15 protein-coding genes are annotated in these 18,022 nt (G+C 72.5%); 5 read left to right on the top strand and 10 right to left on the bottom strand.

The window, feature by feature from the left end; all coding sequences use genetic code 11:
- Nucleotides 1–103 precede the first annotated feature (103 nt).
- From Ate02nite_RS05895 to Ate02nite_RS05905, 3 genes are read right to left on the bottom strand one after another with little or no spacing between them, the layout of a single operon-like run.
- Complete coding sequence (locus tag Ate02nite_RS05895) at nt 104–304, bottom strand: DUF3046 domain-containing protein (RefSeq protein WP_203800153.1); 201 nt, start codon at nt 302–304, stop codon at nt 104–106.
- Between the two features lie 13 nt (nt 305–317).
- Nucleotides 318–980 (bottom strand): UdgX family uracil-DNA binding protein, encoded by a 663-nt coding sequence (locus Ate02nite_RS05900; protein WP_203800156.1) that lies wholly within the window; start codon nt 978–980, stop codon nt 318–320.
- A gap of 44 nt (nt 981–1,024) precedes the next feature.
- Complete coding sequence (locus Ate02nite_RS05905; protein ID WP_203800165.1) at nt 1,025–2,371, bottom strand: aminotransferase class I/II-fold pyridoxal phosphate-dependent enzyme; 1,347 nt, start codon at nt 2,369–2,371, stop codon at nt 1,025–1,027.
- A 53-nt stretch (nt 2,372–2,424) separates the two neighbouring features.
- On the opposite strand from Ate02nite_RS05905, the gene Ate02nite_RS05910 reads away from it, so the two are divergent.
- Nucleotides 2,425–3,687 (top strand): bifunctional pyridoxamine 5'-phosphate oxidase family protein/GNAT family N-acetyltransferase, encoded by a 1,263-nt coding sequence (locus Ate02nite_RS05910; protein ID WP_203800168.1) that lies wholly within the window; start codon nt 2,425–2,427, stop codon nt 3,685–3,687.
- Between the two features lie 10 nt (nt 3,688–3,697).
- Nucleotides 3,698–4,393 (top strand): leucine efflux protein LeuE, encoded by a 696-nt coding sequence (gene leuE / locus Ate02nite_RS05915; RefSeq protein ID WP_203800170.1) that lies wholly within the window; start codon nt 3,698–3,700, stop codon nt 4,391–4,393.
- 65 nt (nt 4,394–4,458) lie between these two features.
- Here leuE and Ate02nite_RS05920 read toward each other — a convergent pair whose 3' ends face one another.
- From Ate02nite_RS05920 to Ate02nite_RS05945, 6 genes are all read right to left on the bottom strand, one after another.
- Nucleotides 4,459–5,463 (bottom strand): sporulation protein, encoded by a 1,005-nt coding sequence (locus tag Ate02nite_RS05920; protein WP_203800172.1) that lies wholly within the window; start codon nt 5,461–5,463, stop codon nt 4,459–4,461.
- Between the two features lie 46 nt (nt 5,464–5,509).
- Nucleotides 5,510–6,541: a hemolysin family protein gene (locus Ate02nite_RS05925; RefSeq protein ID WP_203800174.1), complete on the bottom strand. Its 1,032-nt coding sequence runs from the start codon at nt 6,539–6,541 to the stop codon at nt 5,510–5,512.
- Nucleotides 6,538–7,824 (bottom strand): hemolysin family protein, encoded by a 1,287-nt coding sequence (locus Ate02nite_RS05930; protein ID WP_203800176.1) that lies wholly within the window; start codon nt 7,822–7,824, stop codon nt 6,538–6,540. The genes Ate02nite_RS05925 and Ate02nite_RS05930 overlap by 4 nt, the downstream gene beginning before the upstream one ends.
- A 100-nt stretch (nt 7,825–7,924) precedes the next feature.
- Nucleotides 7,925–9,520, bottom strand: coding sequence for a protein kinase domain-containing protein (locus tag Ate02nite_RS05935; protein ID WP_203800178.1), 1,596 nt, complete (start codon nt 9,518–9,520; stop codon nt 7,925–7,927).
- Nucleotides 9,521–9,584: 64 nt separating this feature from the next.
- Nucleotides 9,585–10,547 (bottom strand): class F sortase, encoded by a 963-nt coding sequence (locus Ate02nite_RS48625; RefSeq protein WP_239147155.1) that lies wholly within the window; start codon nt 10,545–10,547, stop codon nt 9,585–9,587.
- A gap of 11 nt (nt 10,548–10,558) precedes the next feature.
- Nucleotides 10,559–11,413: a DUF4397 domain-containing protein gene (locus tag Ate02nite_RS05945; protein ID WP_203800180.1), complete on the bottom strand. Its 855-nt coding sequence runs from the start codon at nt 11,411–11,413 to the stop codon at nt 10,559–10,561.
- A 169-nt stretch (nt 11,414–11,582) separates the two neighbouring features.
- On the opposite strand from Ate02nite_RS05945, the gene Ate02nite_RS05950 reads away from it, so the two are divergent.
- Entirely contained in the window at nt 11,583–16,109 is a 4,527-nt protein-coding gene (locus Ate02nite_RS05950) for an ATP-dependent helicase (RefSeq protein ID WP_438871157.1), read from the top strand.
- Between the two features lie 177 nt (nt 16,110–16,286).
- Here Ate02nite_RS05950 and Ate02nite_RS05955 read toward each other — a convergent pair whose 3' ends face one another.
- On the bottom strand, nt 16,287–17,138 hold the full coding sequence (locus Ate02nite_RS05955) for a hypothetical protein (protein WP_203800185.1): 852 nt from the start codon (nt 17,136–17,138) through the stop codon (nt 16,287–16,289).
- A 76-nt stretch (nt 17,139–17,214) separates the two neighbouring features.
- Here Ate02nite_RS05955 and Ate02nite_RS05960 point away from each other — a divergent pair, with 76 nt between their 5' ends.
- Nucleotides 17,215–17,535, top strand: a complete 321-nt coding sequence (locus Ate02nite_RS05960; protein ID WP_203800187.1) for an ArsR/SmtB family transcription factor — start codon at nt 17,215–17,217, stop codon at nt 17,533–17,535.
- Nucleotides 17,532–17,978 carry an SRPBCC family protein gene (locus Ate02nite_RS05965; protein WP_203800189.1) on the top strand — a complete coding sequence of 149 codons (447 nt, stop codon included), beginning with the start codon at nt 17,532–17,534 and terminating at the stop codon, nt 17,976–17,978. Before Ate02nite_RS05960 ends, Ate02nite_RS05965 begins: the two co-directional genes overlap by 4 nt.
- Nucleotides 17,979–18,022 lie beyond the last annotated feature (44 nt).

The raw sequence follows: 18,022 nt of genomic DNA on the forward strand, positions 1-18,022 counted from the left end.
CCGCCCTGCTCTGACCTGTGGATGACGATGGCCGCTGTGGACAATAGCCGAACAGGTGTTCTAGATCGAAGCGACACGCCAGAACAAGCGTACGAAAAATTGGTCAGCGCAGGCGGGCGGGCACCCGATCGGGGTACGCGGTAACCACGGCGCGCCAGATAGTAGCGGTATCAATACCGTCCGCAATTGCTTGATTGATTGTCCGATCGCCGAGCTCCCCGAAGGAGTGATCGGCCGCGATGCTCTGCGCATAGGTGGCACCGAATGCCTTGTCGAGCCGTGCCCGAAAGTCCGTCAAACGCACCCCGGAAGCCTACTCAGCGCACGTTGGCCGCGACGACCTTGAGATCGTCGACCAGGCCGCGATAGGCGGTGTCGCGGTCGTCGGCGCGCAGGACCGCGGACGGATGGATGGTGGCCAGGGCCTGGATCTCGGCGACCGGGAAGTCTTCCGGGTGCTGGGCCGAGGCCGGCCAGGGCATCAGGCGGCCGCGCTGCTGGGTGACCCGGAACGACGGACCGATCAGCGCCTTGCCCGCGGTGGCCCCGAGCACGACCACCATCTGCGGCTTGAGCAGAGCGAACTCGGCGACCACCCACGGCCGGCAGGCGGCGATGTGGGCCGGACCGGGCGTCTGGTGGATGCGGCGCTCGCCGCGTAGCTCGAACCGGAAGTGCTTGACCGCGTTGGTGATGTAAAGCTCGGTAGGGTCGAGGCCGGCGTCGTCGACCGCCTCGCGCAGGAGCCGGCCGGCCGGGCCGATGAACGGCAGGCCGTGCTGGTCCTCGACGTCGCCGGGCTGCTCGCCGACGAAGACGATCTTCGCGTGCGGGGCACCCCGGCCGAAGACGGTCTGGGTCGCGTCCGCGTGCAGCTCGCAGCCCTCGCAGCCGGCGGCGGCCGACTTGAGGTCATCGATGCTCGTGGCCTGTGGCGGCACCCACTCCTGAGCGCCAACCGGCGCGTCGGTCCTTGGCATGCCACGGTTCTACCCGAACCCCTGCGGTCAACGCACGGCGGCACTCATCGGGAGGGTGACGGGAGGCCCACCGTCGAGGCCGCGGTCGCCACCGCCGCGGCCAACGGCGGGATGTCCGCGTCGTCGAGCGGGCTGATGGTGATGCGGATGCCCGGTGGACTGGCGATCCGGAACAGCGAGCCGGGCGCTACCGCGTACCCCGCGTCGCGCAGCAGGCCGATCGTGCGGGTCTCGTCCGGCACCCGTACCCACGTGTTGATGCCGGTCGCGCCCTCGGCCTCGAGCCCGCGCGCCGAGAGCTCGTCGCAGAGAGCGCGGCGCCGCCGGGCGTAGCCGGCGGCCGCGCCGGAGACCGTGGCCGTCACGTCGTCGTCGAGCCAGAGCCGCAGCAGCAGTCGCTGCAGGATGGTGGAGACCCAGCCGGCGCCGAGCCGCATGCGGCCCACCACCCGGGCGATCGTGGTCTCGTCGCCCGCCACCACGGCGATGCGCAGGTCGGGACCGAACGGTTTGGACGCCGACCGGACGAACGCCCACGCCTCGGTCACCGGGCCCAGGCACTGCAGCGGCGCACCGGCCAGTTCGGCGGCGTGATCGTCCTCGATGAGCAGGACACCCCGGTGCCGGGTGAGCACCTCGCGCAGCTCGGCCGCGCGGGCCGCGGAGACGGCGGCACCGGTCGGATTCTGCGCGCGCACCGTGATGACCGCCGCCCGCGCGCCGGCTCGCAGCGCGGCGGCGAGCGACTCCGGGTCGGGGCCGTCCTGGTCGATCGTGACCGGAATCGGACGCAGGTCGAGCGCCGCCAGCAGGTCGATGAGGTTGGCCCAGCCCGGGTCCTCCATCGCGACCGCGTCGCCGGGGCGCAGGTGGGCGTTGAGCAGGCGCTCGATCGCGTCGAGGGTGCCCGGGGTCGCGGTGATCGCGGCGCCCTCCATCGGCACGCCGTCGGCGGCCAGGCGGGGGCGGGCGACGTCGATCAGCTCGGGCATGGCGACCGACGAGGCATATCCCTGCGGCGGGCCACTCCGGTCGGCGATCTCGCGCAGGGCCGGGCCAAGGCTGGGCAGCCAGCGTAGGTCGGGCTCGCCGGAGGAGAGGTCGAGCACCCCGTCGGGGATCGGCAGGCGCAGGCCGGCCCGCCCACCGGCGATCGGCGGCCGGGACCGGACCCGGGTGCCGCGCCGGCCGTCGGACTCGACGACCCCACGATGCCGCAGCTCCTGATAGGCCTTCGCGACGGTGGCCGGGCTGACGTGCAGCTCGCCGGCGAGGACCCGGATGGCCGGCAGCGCGGCGCCCCAGATGAAGTCGCCCCGGAGAACGCCCGACTCGATGCTGGCCGAAATCGCAGCGGCGCTGTCGCCGCTCACCTGATACTGTGCTGACACAAGACGCACTATGTACTAGTACAGGTTTGAAGGCAAGCGCCGAGGAGGCCCCGATGTCCGACCGCTACCCCTCGACGGAGCGCACCACCGCCACCCGCTACCGCGACCGGATGAGCTACGAGGCCGCGCAGGCACACGCCATCCTCGACGAGGCGTATGACTGTTCCGTCGCGTTCGTGGTCGACGGCGAGCCTCGCGTGCTGCCCACCCTGCAGGTCCGCGTCGGCGACACGCTCTATCTGCACGGCTCCAGCGGCAGCCGGCTGGGCCTGTCAGGCCGCGCCGACGGGGTCCGGGTCTGCGTGAGCGTCACGCTCCTCGACGCGATTGTGTATGCGAGATCCCAGTTCAATCACAGCGCCAACTACCGCTCGGTGGTCGTGCACGGCACCGCCCGTCCGGTCACCGACCCGGCCGAGAAACTGGCCGCCATGGTCGCGCTGGCCGACAAGGTGGGCGCGGGCCGCGCCGCCGACAGCCGGCCCCCGACCGGGCGGGAGCTGGCGCAGACAAGCGTGCTCGCGCTGCCCCTCGAGGAGGTCTCGGCTCGCGCCCGCAACGGCGGTGTCCACGACGACCCCGACGACGAGCAGTTGCCGCACTGGGCCGGCGTTCTCCCGGTGACCAGGGCCTATGGTCCGCCGCAGACGGATGCCGGGGTGTCGGCCGCGCCGCCCGCCTATCTGCCCGGCGGCGGCTCCCCCTGGGTAAAGCCGGTGCTGCTCGAGGGCAAACACGTGCGGCTCGAGCCGGTGGCCCCGGGGCACGCCGCCGGGCTGCTCGACGCGCTCGCCGACGAGGAGGTCTGGCGGCACCTGCCGACGCCGCAGCCGCGCACGGTGGCCGAGATGGCCCAGCACGTCGCCGACCTGCACCACCGGCAGTGGACCGGTTTCCAGATGCCGTGGGCGCAGGTCGAGCCGGCCACCGGCACGGTGATCGGGGTGACCAGCTATCACGACATCGACCCGGTCAACCGCTCGCTCGGCATCGGCCACACCATGGTCGGCAAGCGATGGTGGCGCACCGGGGTGAACACCGAGGCCAAGCTCCTGCTGCTCGAGCACGCTTTCGACGTGCTCGGGGCGGAGAAGGTCTTCTGGTACACCGACATCCACAACGAACGCTCGCAGAACGCGATCGCCCGGCTCGGCGCCACCCGGGACGGCCTGATCCGCCACCAGCGGCTGCGGGTCGACGGCACCTGGCGCGACACCGTGGTGTTCGCGATGACGGCCGACGAGTGGCCGGCGGCCGCGCGGCGGCTGCGGGACCGGCTTGCCGCGGGTGGTTCCGCCGCCCGCGCGAGCGCTTAGGGTCGACGTCGTGCTGGGCATAACCGACTTCTGGACGTACGTGCTGGGCTCTGCGGCGATCATCCTGCTGCCGGGACCAAACTCGATCTTTGTGCTGTCGGTCGGCGCGCGCCGCGGGGTGCGCGCCGGCTACCGGGCCGCGGCCGGCGTGTTCCTCGGCGACACGGTCCTGATGACGCTGTCGGCGGCCGGGGTGGCCTCGCTGCTGCGCACCTACCCGCCGCTATTCCTGGTCATCAAGTACGCGGGCGCGGCCTACCTGTTGTGGGTGGGCCTCGGCATCATCCGCGGCGCCCTGCGCCGCCTGGTCCGGCGCACCGCCCCGGCGCCGGGAAGTATTGCGGCGAGCACGGCGGAGGCGGGCACCGCTGCGGCGGGCACCGCCGCTGAGCCGAGCGATCTGCGTCATCCGTTCCGGCGGGCGGCGGTGATCAGCCTGCTCAATCCGAAGGCGATTCTGTTCTTCGTGTCGTTCTTCATTCAGTTCGTCGAGCCGGGCTACGCGCACCCGGCGCTGTCGTTCCTGGTGCTCGGCGCGGTGGTCCAGCTCTTCAGCTCGCTGTACCTGACGGCGCTGATCTTCGGCGGGAAGTTCCTGGCCGGCCAGTTCCGGCGCCGCCGCAAACTCGCGGCCGGCGCCGCCACCGGCGTCGGCGCCCTGTTCGTCGGCTTCGGCATAAAGCTGGCCACGGCCAGCATCAGCTAAGCCCGCAGACGGCCGGGCCGGGCCGGGCGCGTGACGTGCGGCCCGGCCCGGTGGGGCTGCGGTGGCTACTCGTCGCCGCCCTCGTCGCCGCCGTCGTCCTCGAAGGCCTCTTCGAAGACCTCGCCCAGGACCATGCCGCCTACGACGCCGCCGGCTACGCCCGCGGCCATCGCGCCCATGCCCGGGCCTCGGCGGTAGTGGCCGTGGTGGCCGCCGTGCGACGGGTAGCCGTGGCCGCCCGAGTGACCGCCGTGCCCGCCGCCGAAGCCGTGGCCGCCGCCGAAGCCGGCTGCGCCGCGTAGGCCCTGGTAGCGGCCGGTGGCCTCGGTCACCCAGCGTTCGACCACGGCGTTCCAGTCGGTGGTGTCGGCCTCGGCGTGCGAGACGCGGAAGCGGCCGTAGGCATCGTGGCCCTGGGCCAGGAAACCGCCCCGCTTGTCGAACTCGAGGATGACCTCCACGCCGTTCGGGTCGGCGATGAAGGTCACCTCCACCTCGTTGATGCCGCCGGCGAACTGCGGCGGCGGATAGAACTCGATCTCCTGGTAGAACGGCAGCTGCTGGTGCACGCCGTAGATGCCGCCGTGCTCCAGGTCCGCCTTGGCGAAGCGGAAGCCCTGGCGGGCGAAGGCGTCCAGGATCCGTTCCTGGGCGGGCAGCGGGTGCACGGCCACCTCGTCGAGGTCGCCCTTGTCGACCGCCTTGGCCACGGCCAGCTCGGTGCGCAGGCCCATGGTCATGCCGTGCAGGCGGTTGCCGTAGACGTGGGTGATCGGGGTCTCCCACGGCACCGGGAACGAGAACGGCAGGTCCCGCTGCTCGCCGGCCCGCAGCTGGAACGTGCCGGACACCGGCAGGCGGTGGAACTCGACGAAACCGTCACCGTGCTCGTGTTCGACCCGGGTCACCAGGCCCAGGACGATCTGCTCGATGGTCACGTCGTGGTCGCCGCCGACTACCCGGACCTGGCCGTCCAGAGCCAGGCCGGGGCGGGTGTTCGGGTTGGCCAGGACGGTGTCGACGGATGGGCCGCCGACGCCGAAGGCGCGCATCATCTTCTTGAAAACCACCGGGTCATTCCTCCTTGAACAGACGGGGTGGCGGAACAGGGGTAGATCAACGAGCGGGGACCGGGTCGGTCTCGTCGTCGAAGGGGCCGAGCACCTGCTCCAGCAGGTCTTCCAGGGCGACGAAGCCGGCCACGACCCCGCCGCTGCGAACCACGGCCAGCTGAGCCCGGCCGGCCTGCATCGCGGCCACCGCGTCGACCACCCGGTCCTCGGCGTCGAGGATGAACGGCTGATCGATCAGGTCGGCGGCGGTCACGTCGAGGCCCGCGGTGGTCGCCCGGACCGCCTCGCGGACGTGCACGAAACCGGCCACCGAGCCGTCGGGGGCGGTCACCGCCAGCCGGGACCGGCCGCTGCCCATCGACGCCAACTCGACGTCAGCGGCCGACGCGGAGCTGGGCACGGTGACCAGGCTGCCGGCCGGGAGGGCGACCTCCCGTACGGTCATCGATCCGAGCCCCAGCACGCTGCTGAGCAGGTCGCTCTGTTCGGCCTCGATGAGGCCTTCGGCCCGCGACCGGTCCAGCAGGATCTGCATCTCGGCCGGCCCGTGCGACACCGGGATCTGGTCCTGCGGTCGCACCCCGAAGGCCCCCAGCACCAGGTTGGCCAGTGCGTTCAGCACCCGCAGGAGCGGGCCGACCAGCCGGGCGAACGCCCGGAACGGCACCGCCAGCAGGATCGCCGAGCGCTCCGGGTCGGTGATCGCCCAGGACTTCGGCATCATCTCGCCGATGACCAGGTGCAGGAAGGTGACCACGCTGAGCGCGATGACGAAGGCGATCGCGTGGCTCGCGATCGAGGGCAGGCCCACCCCGTGCAGCAGCGGGGTCAGCCAGTGCGCCAGTGCCGGTTCGGCGAGCGCACCGAGCCCCAGCGAGCAGAGGGTGATGCCGAGCTGGGCGCCGGCCAGCATGAGCGGCAGCGAACGGCTGCCGGCCAGGGCGGCCGCCGCGGACCGGCCGCCGGTGCGGGCGGCCTGCTCGAGACGGTGTCGTTTGCTGGCGACCAGGGCGAACTCGGCGGCCACGAAGAACGCGTTACCGATCAGCAGCAGTACGGCGAACGCGGCGGTCATCGGGACAACCGCACCGTCTGCGGGACGTGCCGGTTCACGCTTTCCACCCGTACCGAAAGGTCGTCGAGCGTCAGCGAGTCGCCTGCCTTGGCCACCCGGCCGAGACGGGCCATGACCAGGCCGGACACCGTGTCGTAGTCGTCGCCGACCGGTAGGTCGACGCCGGTGGCGTCGCTGATCTCGTCGAGCCGCCAGCGGGCCGGCACGAGCCAGGAACCGTCGTCCTGGCGGACCGGGGCGGGCTCGGGCAGGTCGTCCTCGTCCCGGATCGAGCCGACCAACTCCTCGGCGATGTCCTCCAGGGTGACGATGCCGGCGAAGCCGCCGAACTCGTCGACCACGCAGGCCATCTGGCGGCGGCCGGAGCGCAGGCGTTCCAGCACCGCGGGCAGCCGCAGCGAGGACGGCACCATCAGCGGTTCGCTGAGCAGGTCGGTCACCAGCACCGTGGATCGTTGCGCGGGCGGGACCGAGACGACGTCGGAGATCGAGATGATGCCGAGGATCTCGTCGGAGTTGACGCCCCGGACCGGGAAGCGGGAGTGCCCGGAGTCCAGCAACGCGACCACGTCGGCGGCCGAGGAGTCGGGCGTGACACACCGGACGTCGACCCGCGCGACCATGGCGGAGGCCGCGGTGAGGCCCCGGAAGTCCAGGCCCCGGTCCAGCAGCGCGGACATCTGGGCGGACAGGCCGCCGGCCCGGCGGGACGCCGCGATGATCTCGGAAAGGTCCTCGGAGGTGGCGCCCTCGGGCAACTCCTCGAGGGGTTCGATGCCGATGCGGCGCAGCAGACGCGCGGCGGCGTTGTCGAAGAGCCGGATCACCGGACCGAAAATGGTCAGGTACATCAACGTCGACCGGCTCAGGCTCTTGGCCACCGCCTCGGGCCGGGCGATGGCCAGGTTCTTCGGGGCGAGCTCGCCGAACACCATCTGCACGACCGTCGCCAGGACCAGGGCGAGCGTCACCGAGATCGGCATGCTCACCGTGGTCGGCACGCCGGCCACGCCGAGCAGCGATGCCAACCCTTCGCCGAGGAACGGTTCGGCGACGTAGCCGACGAGGAGTGCGGTGACGGTGATGCCCAGCTGGGCGCCGGACAGCACGAACGAGAGCCGCTCGGTGACTTGAAGGGCGCGCGCCGCGGCGCGGTCACCCTCGGCGGCCTGCGCGCGCAGGCGGCCGCGGTCGGCGGCGACGTATCCGAACTCCTGGGCCACGAAATAGCCGGTCACGGCGGTGACGAGGAGGACCAGCAGAAGACCGACGAGGATCAACATGGCTGGTGGGAAGGAGGGACAGAGAGCCGGGCCGAGCCCGGCCGAGTACTGCCGATCATGGGGAAGACGCTAACAATCCCGGCTGAGTGGTTGCTGTGAGTCAACTGGGTCGGTCGGCGTAGAACAGACTCACCACCATGTTGATCTTGGCAAGATCGGCGGTCCAGTCGATCTCCTGGGTGGCCCAGCTGAGCGCGTATCCCTTGCCGTTGCTGGCAAACCACCGGGTCCGCGCGTGCAGCTTCACGCCGCCGTCGTCGAAGCGGTACTCCCAATCGGCCGCCTTGGCCAGCAGCGGTTTTGCTTCGATGGATATCTCGGAGTAACCGGGCAGCGCGCCCGCCCGGACCAATCGGGACGCCTCGTTCTGGCACGCCGTCACCGGATCGGCCGACGCGTTGCGCCCGGTGTCGATGCTCAGGACCCGCCGCCCGCCCGGTTCCCGAAAGCAGTACAAACTGCCAAATTTCTGAAACGTCCAGTCATCCGGCACCGGCAGGTGGAAGCCGGTTCCGTCCGCGAAGTACGACCAACCGGGCAACAGGTCCCACCCGCTGACCCCCCGAGTCGCGTTCTGCTGCGGCATCACCACCGCCGAGGCGGACGGCCCGGACGAGCAGAGGGCCGGCGAGAACCCGGCGATGACGAACGCGGGTGAGGACGACGGGGAAACCGCGGGAACCGAGGTCTGAATCAGGTAGCTGGCCACGATCCCACCCCCACCGAGCAGCGCGACCAGCGCCAAGCCGGCCGCCATCGCCGTGCGGGGATGCGTCTCGCCGGCCGGTCGGGGCGGCTTGGGCGAGGGTGGCGACTCGGCCGGGGCCTGCTGCGTCGGCACCACCGGCGGCGCCGCACCCCGCGCCCGGCGTGGCGCGGGAACCCCGGCGACCACCATCCGCAGCCGCCGCTCCACCTCGCTGGCGGTGAGCCGGTCGGACGGCTCGTGCCGCAGCAGGCCGAGCAGCACCGGCCCGAGCAGGCCGGCCCGCTCCGGTGGGTCGGGTGGGTCGGTGGCCAGCGCCATCAGCGTCGCCATCGCCGTCTCACGCTGGTAGGGCGACCGCCCCTCGACGGCCGCGTAGAGCGTCGCCCCGAGCGACCACATGTCCGATTCCACCGTGGAGGCGCCGTCCCGGGCCCGTTCGGGTGACACGTATTGCGGGGAGCCGACGACCAGGCCGGGGCCGGTTACCGAGCCGTCGTCGACGAACGTGGCGAGACCGAAATCGGTCAGCACGACCCGCCCGTCGGTGCCGATCAGCACGTTGTGCGGCTTCACGTCCCGGTGCAGCACGCCGGCCCGGTGCGCGGCGCTCAACGCGTCCAGCACGGCCAGCCCGATCCGGGCCGCGGCCATCGGCGAATACGGCCCGTCCTCGTGGATCACCTGGTGCAGCGAGCGCGACGGGACGTACTCCATGATGATCCAGGGCAGGTCCTCGTCGTGCACGACGTCGAAGACCCGGACCACGTGCGGGTGGTTGAGGCGCCCGGCGCTGCGCGCCTCGCGCAGCGTGCGATCGCGGAGCCGGGCCTTCTCCTGTTCGGTCATCCAGTCCGGCGGAACGAATTCCTTGATCGCGACGTCCCGATCCAGCATTTCGTCGCGGGCCAGCCACACGCGCCCCATGCCGCCAGATCCGACCGGTTCGAGCAGGCGATACCGACCGGCGATGACCAAGTGTCCCGCCATTCAGGCCCCCACCCGTCGTCTCGGCTTCAGAATAAGCAGGCTGCCCCGTCCGGCGGAACGACGATCACCCGGCCACCGCGTAGACCACGAGGTTGTCCTGGTAGGACCGGAGCCGGTGGTCGAACACCCCACCGCAGGTGATCAATCGGAGTTGCCGGTCGGGGGTCGGGCCGTACACCTGGTCGGTGGGGAAGCTCTTCTTCGGGTACCACGCGGTGCGGGTTACGACGAACTTCAGCACGACGCCGCCACGCACCACCTCGATCTTGTCACCGGCGGTGAGTTCTCGCAGCCGGTAGAAAATCGCCGGTCCCGCCTTCGAGTCGACGTGCCCGGCGATCACCGCCGGTCCGACATCGCCGGGAGCCGTTCCCTCCGAGTACCACCCCGCGCGGTCGAAGCGCTTCGGCGCCACCAGCACGCCCTTCGCGACGTGCAGCGTTTCCAGCGCCGAATCCAGCCCGATGGCCGACACTCGGACGCGGGTGGGCGCCCCGCTCGCCACGACGGCGGCCTGGCCGAACGGATCGCCCGGTGGCCGGCCCGCGTTGCCCGCGCCCTGGATCGCCGCCGGCAGGGTGGCCTGCGCCGATGGGGCCCATCGGCCGATGTCAGGGTCGGTGGCGACGGTGTGCCCGGCGAGGGCCAGGTAGGTGGTGCCAACCACGAACGCGGCCAGGGCGGCGGTTCCGGCCGGCAACGCGGCCCGGCGTCCGAGACGCCGCAGGCTTTTCTTTTTCCGTACGGTGTTCGGCGCTTTCGCGCCGGGCTGCCCAGTCCCACCAAGCGGTTTACCCGTCGGGTCCCCAGGAACAGGCGGGCGAATGGCCGGCGCCACCAGGGTCGGCGCCGGTGCCGGCCGTTCGAACAGCACCCCCGGCCGGGGAATGGCCGGCCAGACCGCGCGGCGGCGGGGCACCGAGAGGGCGCCCGCGACCGCCGACACCCCGCGAGCCGGGTGCTCGGGGTAGTCGTCGATTCCACGCGGGATCACGGTCGGGTCGTCGTTGCGTTCGTCGGCCGGCACGGCGTACACCTTCAGGCTGCCCGGAGCCGGCGCCGCAGCACCACGACCAACCCACCGCTGAAGATCGCGGCGAGCCCCGCGAGCAGCAGGGCCATCGGCACCCGGGAGCCGGCCTGGCTGCCGCCGTCGCCGGTGGCGACGCCGCCGAGCGGGACCGTGCCCTGCCGTTCCGCGTCGACGTGCAACTCCGGTTTAAGCCCGCCGCCCTGGTCGTCGAGGACGACAAGCGAATAGACGCTGCCGGCCCCGAGCGTGCAGGGCAGCACGCTGGTCTTTCCGCCGCCGGTAGGAATCACCTGCACGCTCCACTTACCGGGTTTGACCTCGCGATAGTCGGTGGTGGAGGCGAACTGGACGCCATCGGCGATCTTGGTGCCGTTCTGGCCGGCGACGTCGAGCACCGGCGCCTTGACCGACGCCTGGATGATCCGGACCTTGGACTTGCCCGGATCGGGCAGCTTCAGGTCGTCCTGGAGCACGCGCAGCCCCAGGTCGGCGAAGCGGCCGACGCCGGCCACCGTGTAGGCGGCGCCGTTCTCGACGTCGACGTCGGTGGTGAGGACCGGCTTGGTGCTGGCCGCCGCGCCCGCCTTGCGCATCGCGACCTGGTAGTTGCCGGTGGGCAGCCGCAGGTAGGCGGACATCGCGCCGTAGGCGACGCCCTTGAAGGTCTGCGGCTTGATCGCGTTGGTGACCGAACGGAGATAGACGTCCACGGCCGGCGTGTCCGGGGACAGGTGGGCCAGGCGGACGTAGCCGTCGCCGGCCGCGCGGGCCGGTGAGGCGAAGAGAGTGACGGTGGCAACCACGGCGAGAGCCGCGGCGGCGCCTCCGAGGCGCCGTACGTGTGGCATGGGGATGAACACGGGCCTCCTGTCGTATTCGTCGCGTGACGCGTTGTGTATATGCCCTCATCGCATCACCGCACCATGGTCTGACAGGTAGTCGTCGTCGGCCACCTGACCGATAGACGCGTGTCATTGCCGCCAAGTTTTGTCATACCCCGGGGGCAAGATGGTTGGCGTGAAGGACGTCATGGCGCAGTTCGGCGTGGCCACCCGGGAGTGGTTCACCGCCGCCTTCGCCGCGCCCACCGCCGCCCAGGCCGGCGCCTGGCAGGCCATCGGCGCGGGGCGAAACGCGCTGGTGGTGGCGCCGACCGGCTCCGGCAAGACGCTCGCCGCGTTCCTCTGGTCGATCGACCGGCTGGCCCACGAGCCGGTCCCGGAAGACCCGAAACGACGCTGCCGGGTGCTCTACGTGAGCCCGCTGAAGGCCCTCGCGGTCGACGTCGAGCGCAACCTGCGGGCCCCGCTCACCGGCATCCGGCAGGCGTCCGGCCGGCTCGGCATCCCGCCGCCCGACATCACCGTCGGCATGCGCACCGGCGACACCCCGGCCGACGAGCGCCGCCTGTTCGCCCGCACCCCGCCCGACATCCTGATCACCACGCCCGAGTCGCTCTATCTCCTGCTCACCTCGGCCGCGCGCGAGTCGCTGCGCGGGGTCGAGACGGTGATCCTCGACGAGGTGCACGCGGTCGCGGCCACCAAGCGCGGCGCCCACCTGGCCCTCTCGCTCGAACGGCTCGACGCGCTGCTGGGCCGGCCCGCCCAGCGGGTCGGCCTGTCCGCGACGGTCCGCCCGATCGACGAGACCGCCCGGTTCCTCGGCGGCGCGCACGACGTGGCGATCGTCCAGCCACCCAGCGCCAAGACCATCGAGGTCTCGGTGGTCGTCCCGGTGGAAGACATGACCCGCCTCGACGAGGTGCCCGACGTGGGCCTCGACGACCCGGACGGTAACCGGCGCGCCCCGTCGATCTGGCCGGCGGTCGAGGAACGGGTGCTCGACCTCATCCAGGAGCACCGCTCGACGATCGTCTTCACCAACTCCCGGCGCGGGGCCGAGCGGCTCTGCGCCCGCATCAACGAGCTGGCTTTGGAAAGAGCGGGAGAGACGCCGCCGGCTCCGGCCAAATTGCCGGCCGAGATCATGGCCCAGTCCGGGCAGGCCGGCGGTGCCCCGCCGATCGTCGCCCGCGCGCACCACGGCAGCGTCTCCCGTGAGGAGCGCAAACAGATCGAGGAAGCGCTCAAGTCGGGCCTGCTCCCGGCCGTGGTCGCCACCTCCAGCCTCGAACTCGGCATCGACATGGGCGCGGTCGACCTGGTGGTGCAGATCGAGGCGCCGCCGTCGGTGGCGGCCGGCCTGCAACGCGTCGGCCGGGCCGGGCACCAGGTCGGCGCCGTCTCCCGTGGGGTGGTCTTCCCGAAGCACCGCGGTGACCTGGTCTCCTGCGCGGTGGTGGCGTCCCGGATGACCGAGGGCGCAATCGAGGAACTGCACTACCCGCGTAACCCGCTCGACGTGCTGGCCCAGCAGATCGTGGCGATGGTGGCGCTCGACGCCTGGCAGGTCGACGAGCTGGCCGCGCTCGTCCGCCGGGCCGCGCCGTTCGCCGAGCTGCCCGACTCGGCCCTGCACGCGGTGCTCGACATGCTCTCCGGCCGTTACCCGTCGACCGCGTTCGCCGAGCTGCGCCCCCGCCTGGTCTGGGACCGCGGCACCGACCAGCTCACCGGCCGGCCCGGCGCCCAGCACCTGGCCGTGACCAGCGGCGGCACCATCCCCGACCGGGGCATGTTCGGCGTCTTCCTGGCCGGCGCCGAGCGCGCGTCCCGGGTCGGCGAGCTCGACGAGGAGATGGTCTACGAGTCCCGGGTCGGCGACGTCTTCCTGCTCGGCTCCACGTCGTGGCGGATCGAGGACATCACCCCCGACCGGGTGCTGGTCTCCCCCGCGCCCGGCGCACCGGCCCGGATGCCGTTCTGGAAGGGCGACTCGCTGGGCCGCCCGGTCGAGCTGGGCCGGGCCATCGGCGCCCAGCTGCGGTCGCTTTCCCGGGCCGGCGACGAGGCGGGCACCGCCACGCTGCGCAAGGCCGGCCTGGACGAGTGGGCCGCCGACAACCTGATCGCCTACCTGCGCGAGCAACGCGAGGCGACCCGGCACCTGCCGGACGACCGCACGGTGGTGGTCGAGCGGTTCCGCGACGAGCTGGGCGACTGGCGGATGACCGTGCACTGTGTCCTGGGTGCCCGGGTCAACGCGCCCTGGGCCCTGGCCATCGCCCGCCGGCTGTCCGAGCGTTACGGCGTGGACGGCCAGGTCATGCCGTCCGACGACGGCATCGTCGTGCGCCTGCCGGACACCGCCGAGGAACCGCCCGGCGCCGACCTGGTGGCCTTCGACGCCGACGAGATCGCCCAGCTGGTCGAGGAATCGGTCGGCACGTCGGCGCTGTTCGCGTCCCGGTTCCGCGAGTGCGCGGCCCGCTCGCTGCTGCTGCCCCGCCGTGACCCGCGCCGCCGCCAGCCGCTCTGGCAGCAACGGCAGCGCTCGGCCCAGCTGCTCGACGTGGCCCGCGAGTTCGCCGACTTCCCGGTCACCCTGGAGGCCGCCCGGGAGTGCCTGCAGGACGTCTTCGACGTGCCCGGCCTGATCGGGCTGATGCGCGAGGTGGCCGGCCGCAAGGTGCGGCTGGTCGAGGTGGAGACCCCGCGGCCGTCGCCGTTCGCCCGGTCGCTGCTGTTCGGTTACGTGGGTGCGTTCCTCTACGAGGGCGACGCCCCGCTGGCCGAGCGCCGGGCGGCCGCGCTCGCCCTCGACTCGACGCTGCTCGGCGAGCTGCTCGGCCGGGTCGACCTGCGCGAGCTGCTCGACCCGGCGGTGGTCGCCGAGACCGAGTCCCAGCTGCAGTGGCTGACCAGCCGGCGGCAGCCGCGCGACGCCGAGGACACCGCCGAACTGTTGCGCCTGCTGGGCGACCTGTCCCCGGCCGAGCTCGCGCTGCGTGGGGTCGAGGAGTCCTGGCCGGCGTCGCTGGAGGCGGCCCGCCGGGCCATCCGCATCCGGGTCGCGGGCGAGGAACGCTGGATCGGCATCGACGACGCCGGCCGCTATCGCGACGCCCTGGGCGTGGCTCTGCCGGTCGGCATCCCGGAGGCCTACCTCGAGCCGGTCTCCGACCCGCTCGGCGATCTGGTGGCCCGTTACGCCCGCACGCACGGCCCGTTCGCGGCGGCGACCTGTGCGGCCCGGTTCGGCCTCGGCGTGTTCGTGGTCGAGCAGACCCTCAAGCGGCTTGGCGCGACCGGGCGGGTCGGCTCGGGCGAGTTCACCCCCGGCGGCGCCGGCACCGAGTGGTGCGACTCCGAGGTGCTGCGCATGCTGCGCCGGCGGTCGCTGGCCGCGTTGCGCCGCGAGATCGAGCCGGTGCCGCCGCGAGTCCTCGCCGCCTTCCTGCCGCGCTGGCACCAGATCGGCGGCAACGCCCGTGGCCTCGACGCGCTCGCCGCCTCGATCGAGCAGTTGCAGGGCATCGCGGTGCCGGCCTCGGCGTGGGAACGCCTGGTCCTGCCGGCCCGGGTCGCCGACTACAGCCCGCCTCAGCTCGACGAGTTGTGCGCGGGCGGCGACGTGCTCTGGGCCGGCTCCGGCTCGATCGGCGCCGGCGACGGCTGGGTCACCCTCGCCTGGGCCGACAGCGCCCCGCTGCTGCTCCCCCCGGCCGACGACGAACTGGCCCTGACCCCGCTGCACCAACGCGTCCTCGAGGCGCTCGGGGACGGCCAGGCCCTGTTCTTCCGCTCGCTCTCCGACCGGCTGGGCGCCACCGACGACACCGAGCTGGCGTCCGCCGTGTGGGACCTGGTGTGGGCCGGTCACCTCACCAACGACACCCTCGCCCCGCTGCGCGCCCTGCTCGGCGGCAGCGGCGCCCACCGGGCCAAGGCCGCCCCGGCCCGCACCCGCTATCGCCGGCCCGGCCGCCCGACCATGCCGGCCCGCGGCGGCCCACCCAACATGGCCGGCCGCTGGTCTCGCCTGCCCGATCGCGACCTCGACCCGACCCGCCGCGCCGCCGCCCTGGCCGACCTTTTGCTCGAGCGGCACGGCGTGGTGACCCGTGGCGCGGTGATGGCCGAGGGCGTGACCGGCGGTTTCGCCGCCGTCTACCCGGTGCTGGGCGCGCTGGAGGAGCGGGGCGCGGCCCGCCGCGGCTACTTCGTCGAGGGCCTGGGCGCGGCCCAGTTCGCCGTCCCCGGCGCGGTCGACCGGCTGCGGGCCCTGGCCGACCCCGACGAGGCACCGCGCCGCGGCACCAGCGCCGTCGTGCTGGCCTCGACCGACCCGGCCAACCCCTACGGCGCCGCGCTGCCCTGGCCGGAGAGGGTGATCGACACCGGCGACGGCGAACCGACCACCAAGGCCGGCCACCGCGCCGGTCGCAAGGCCGGTGCCCTGGTCGTGGTGGTCGGCGGCGACCTGGCGCTCTACGTCGAACGCGGCGGCCGCACCCTGCTCTCCTTCACCGACGACCCGGAAACGCTGATCGCGGCGGGCCGGGCCCTGGCCGACGCGGTCCGCTCCGGCGCCCTCGGCCCGATGTCGGTCGAACGGGCCGACGGCGAGGCCGTGCACGCCACCCCGCTGAGCGAGGCCCTCACCACGGCCGGCTTCCGCGCCACCCCCCGCGGCCTGCGCCTACGCGGCTGAGGCCGCCTCCCGGCCCCCGGGAGGCCAGGGCCGGGGCGGAAAGCTCGGCGCGGCTGAGGCCGGCTCCAGGCCGGGGAGGCCAGGGCCGGGGCGGAAAGCTCGGCGCGGCTGAGGCCGGCTCCAGGCCGGGGAGGCCTCGGGCAGGGCGAGCGCTCAACGCGGCTGAGGGGCCGGTGGTCAGTCCGGGCGGAGGCCGGCGGTCAGCTCTCGGTAGGCGCTTAACACCAGCTGGGTTTGTTCGGCCAGGTCGGCGGCGGGGTCGGCGGGCCGGGCCGCCTCGGGTTGGGTGCCCAGGGAGCGCTCGGCGGCCTGGATGGCCTGGCGCATCTCTCGCTCGCGGATGAACGTGCGGCCGGCCTCCTCGGCTCGCCGCAGGCTCGCCTCGCGGCCGGCCAGATCGATCTCGACGCCGGACAACGCCTGTTTGGTGGCCCGGATCTGGGCCTGGAGCCGCTCGGCGGTGCCGTCGGCCGGCGACAGACCGACGAAGTCGGGCCGGGTCAGGTCGGCCAGCACAGCGCTCAGCTCCTGGCGGCGGACGAGCAGACCGGTGATCTCCCACAGCGCGTCGGCCAGCAGCGCCTCGGCCGCGGGGACGTCGACCAGGTTGCCGAGCGCCGGCCAGGTCTCGCTGATCCGGTCGGCGATGGCGACGGCCCGGTCGAAGGCGGTGCGCTCGGCCGCCGCGGTCAGCCTGCGCGCGTCGGGCCCGGGCTGTTGCCGCGAACGGCGAGCCCGGCGGCCGTGGATCGCGGGGACCACCGAAATCAGCGTGAGCAGCAGGAAGACACCCAGCACGATGGCCAGCTCGATGCCGAGAAAGCGCAGCGCGATCAATGTGACCAGCACCGGCGGCAGGCCGATCGCCACCACCACCGGCACCGAGCGGTCGGGCGGCGTGTGCCGCTCCGGGACGCGGGTCTCGACGAGGGCGCTCCAGGACCGCCGCACCCGGCGGCCGTCGTGGACGTGCAGGACCGCACGAGAGATCACCGTCGTGTTCCGGTCCCGCGCGATGTAGAGCCCCACGATCTCGAAGGATAGGCCACGACAACACTCAACCAAATGGTTGTGCATTGGCTTGCGCGACGCTAAGTTCAACCACATGGTTGAGGATCTGGACGGCGTGTTCCATGCGCTGGCCCACGAGGCGCGGCGGAGCATGCTGCGCCGGCTGTCGGGTGGCGAGCTCACGGTCGGCGAGCTGGCCGAACCGCTGCACATGTCGCTGGCCGGAGCCTCCAAGCACGTCAAGGTCCTCGAAGAGGCGGGGCTGGTCCGCCGTACGGTCATCGGTCGCCGGCATGTCTGCCGGCTGGAACCTCGACCGCTGGCCGATGCCACCGCCTGGCTGCGTTTCTACGAAGAGTTCTGGGACACCCGGCTGGACGCCCTGCGTGACGTCCTCAAGAAGGAGACACCGTGAACGTTCGACGTGAGATAACCCTGCCCGCCCCCGCGTCCGCGGTCTATCGCGCCTGGCTCGAGCCCGAGATCCTGCGCCGCTGGCTGGCGCCGGGCAGCAGCGAGTGCACCCGGGCCGAGGTCGACGAACGGGTCGGCGGGAGCTTCCGGATCTGGCAGGAGCAGGACGGCCGGCCGATCGGCGGCTTCGACGCCGAGATCCTCGAACTGGTGCCGGACCGCCGCATCGTGTGGCGGTGGGGCATGACCGGGCCGGAGTCCGAGCAGATGTTCGATTCGACGCTCACGGTCACCCTGGAGGACACCCCGGACGGCGGCACCCAACTGCGGCTGACGCATGAGCGGCTCGATCAGCTGGCGGCCGCGATGCCCGAGGTGGCCGCGCAGTTCGGCGCCGGCTGGGAGGACGTGCTGCACAAGCTGGCCGTTGTCGTCAAACAGTAGGTGGGCGACGTCTGGTGATCGTTCCCCGTTCGCCATGAGTTCCG

This window comes from Paractinoplanes tereljensis (assembly GCF_016862435.1).
In the GTDB taxonomy this organism is placed as follows: Bacteria; Actinomycetota; Actinomycetes; order Mycobacteriales; family Micromonosporaceae; genus Actinoplanes; species Actinoplanes tereljensis.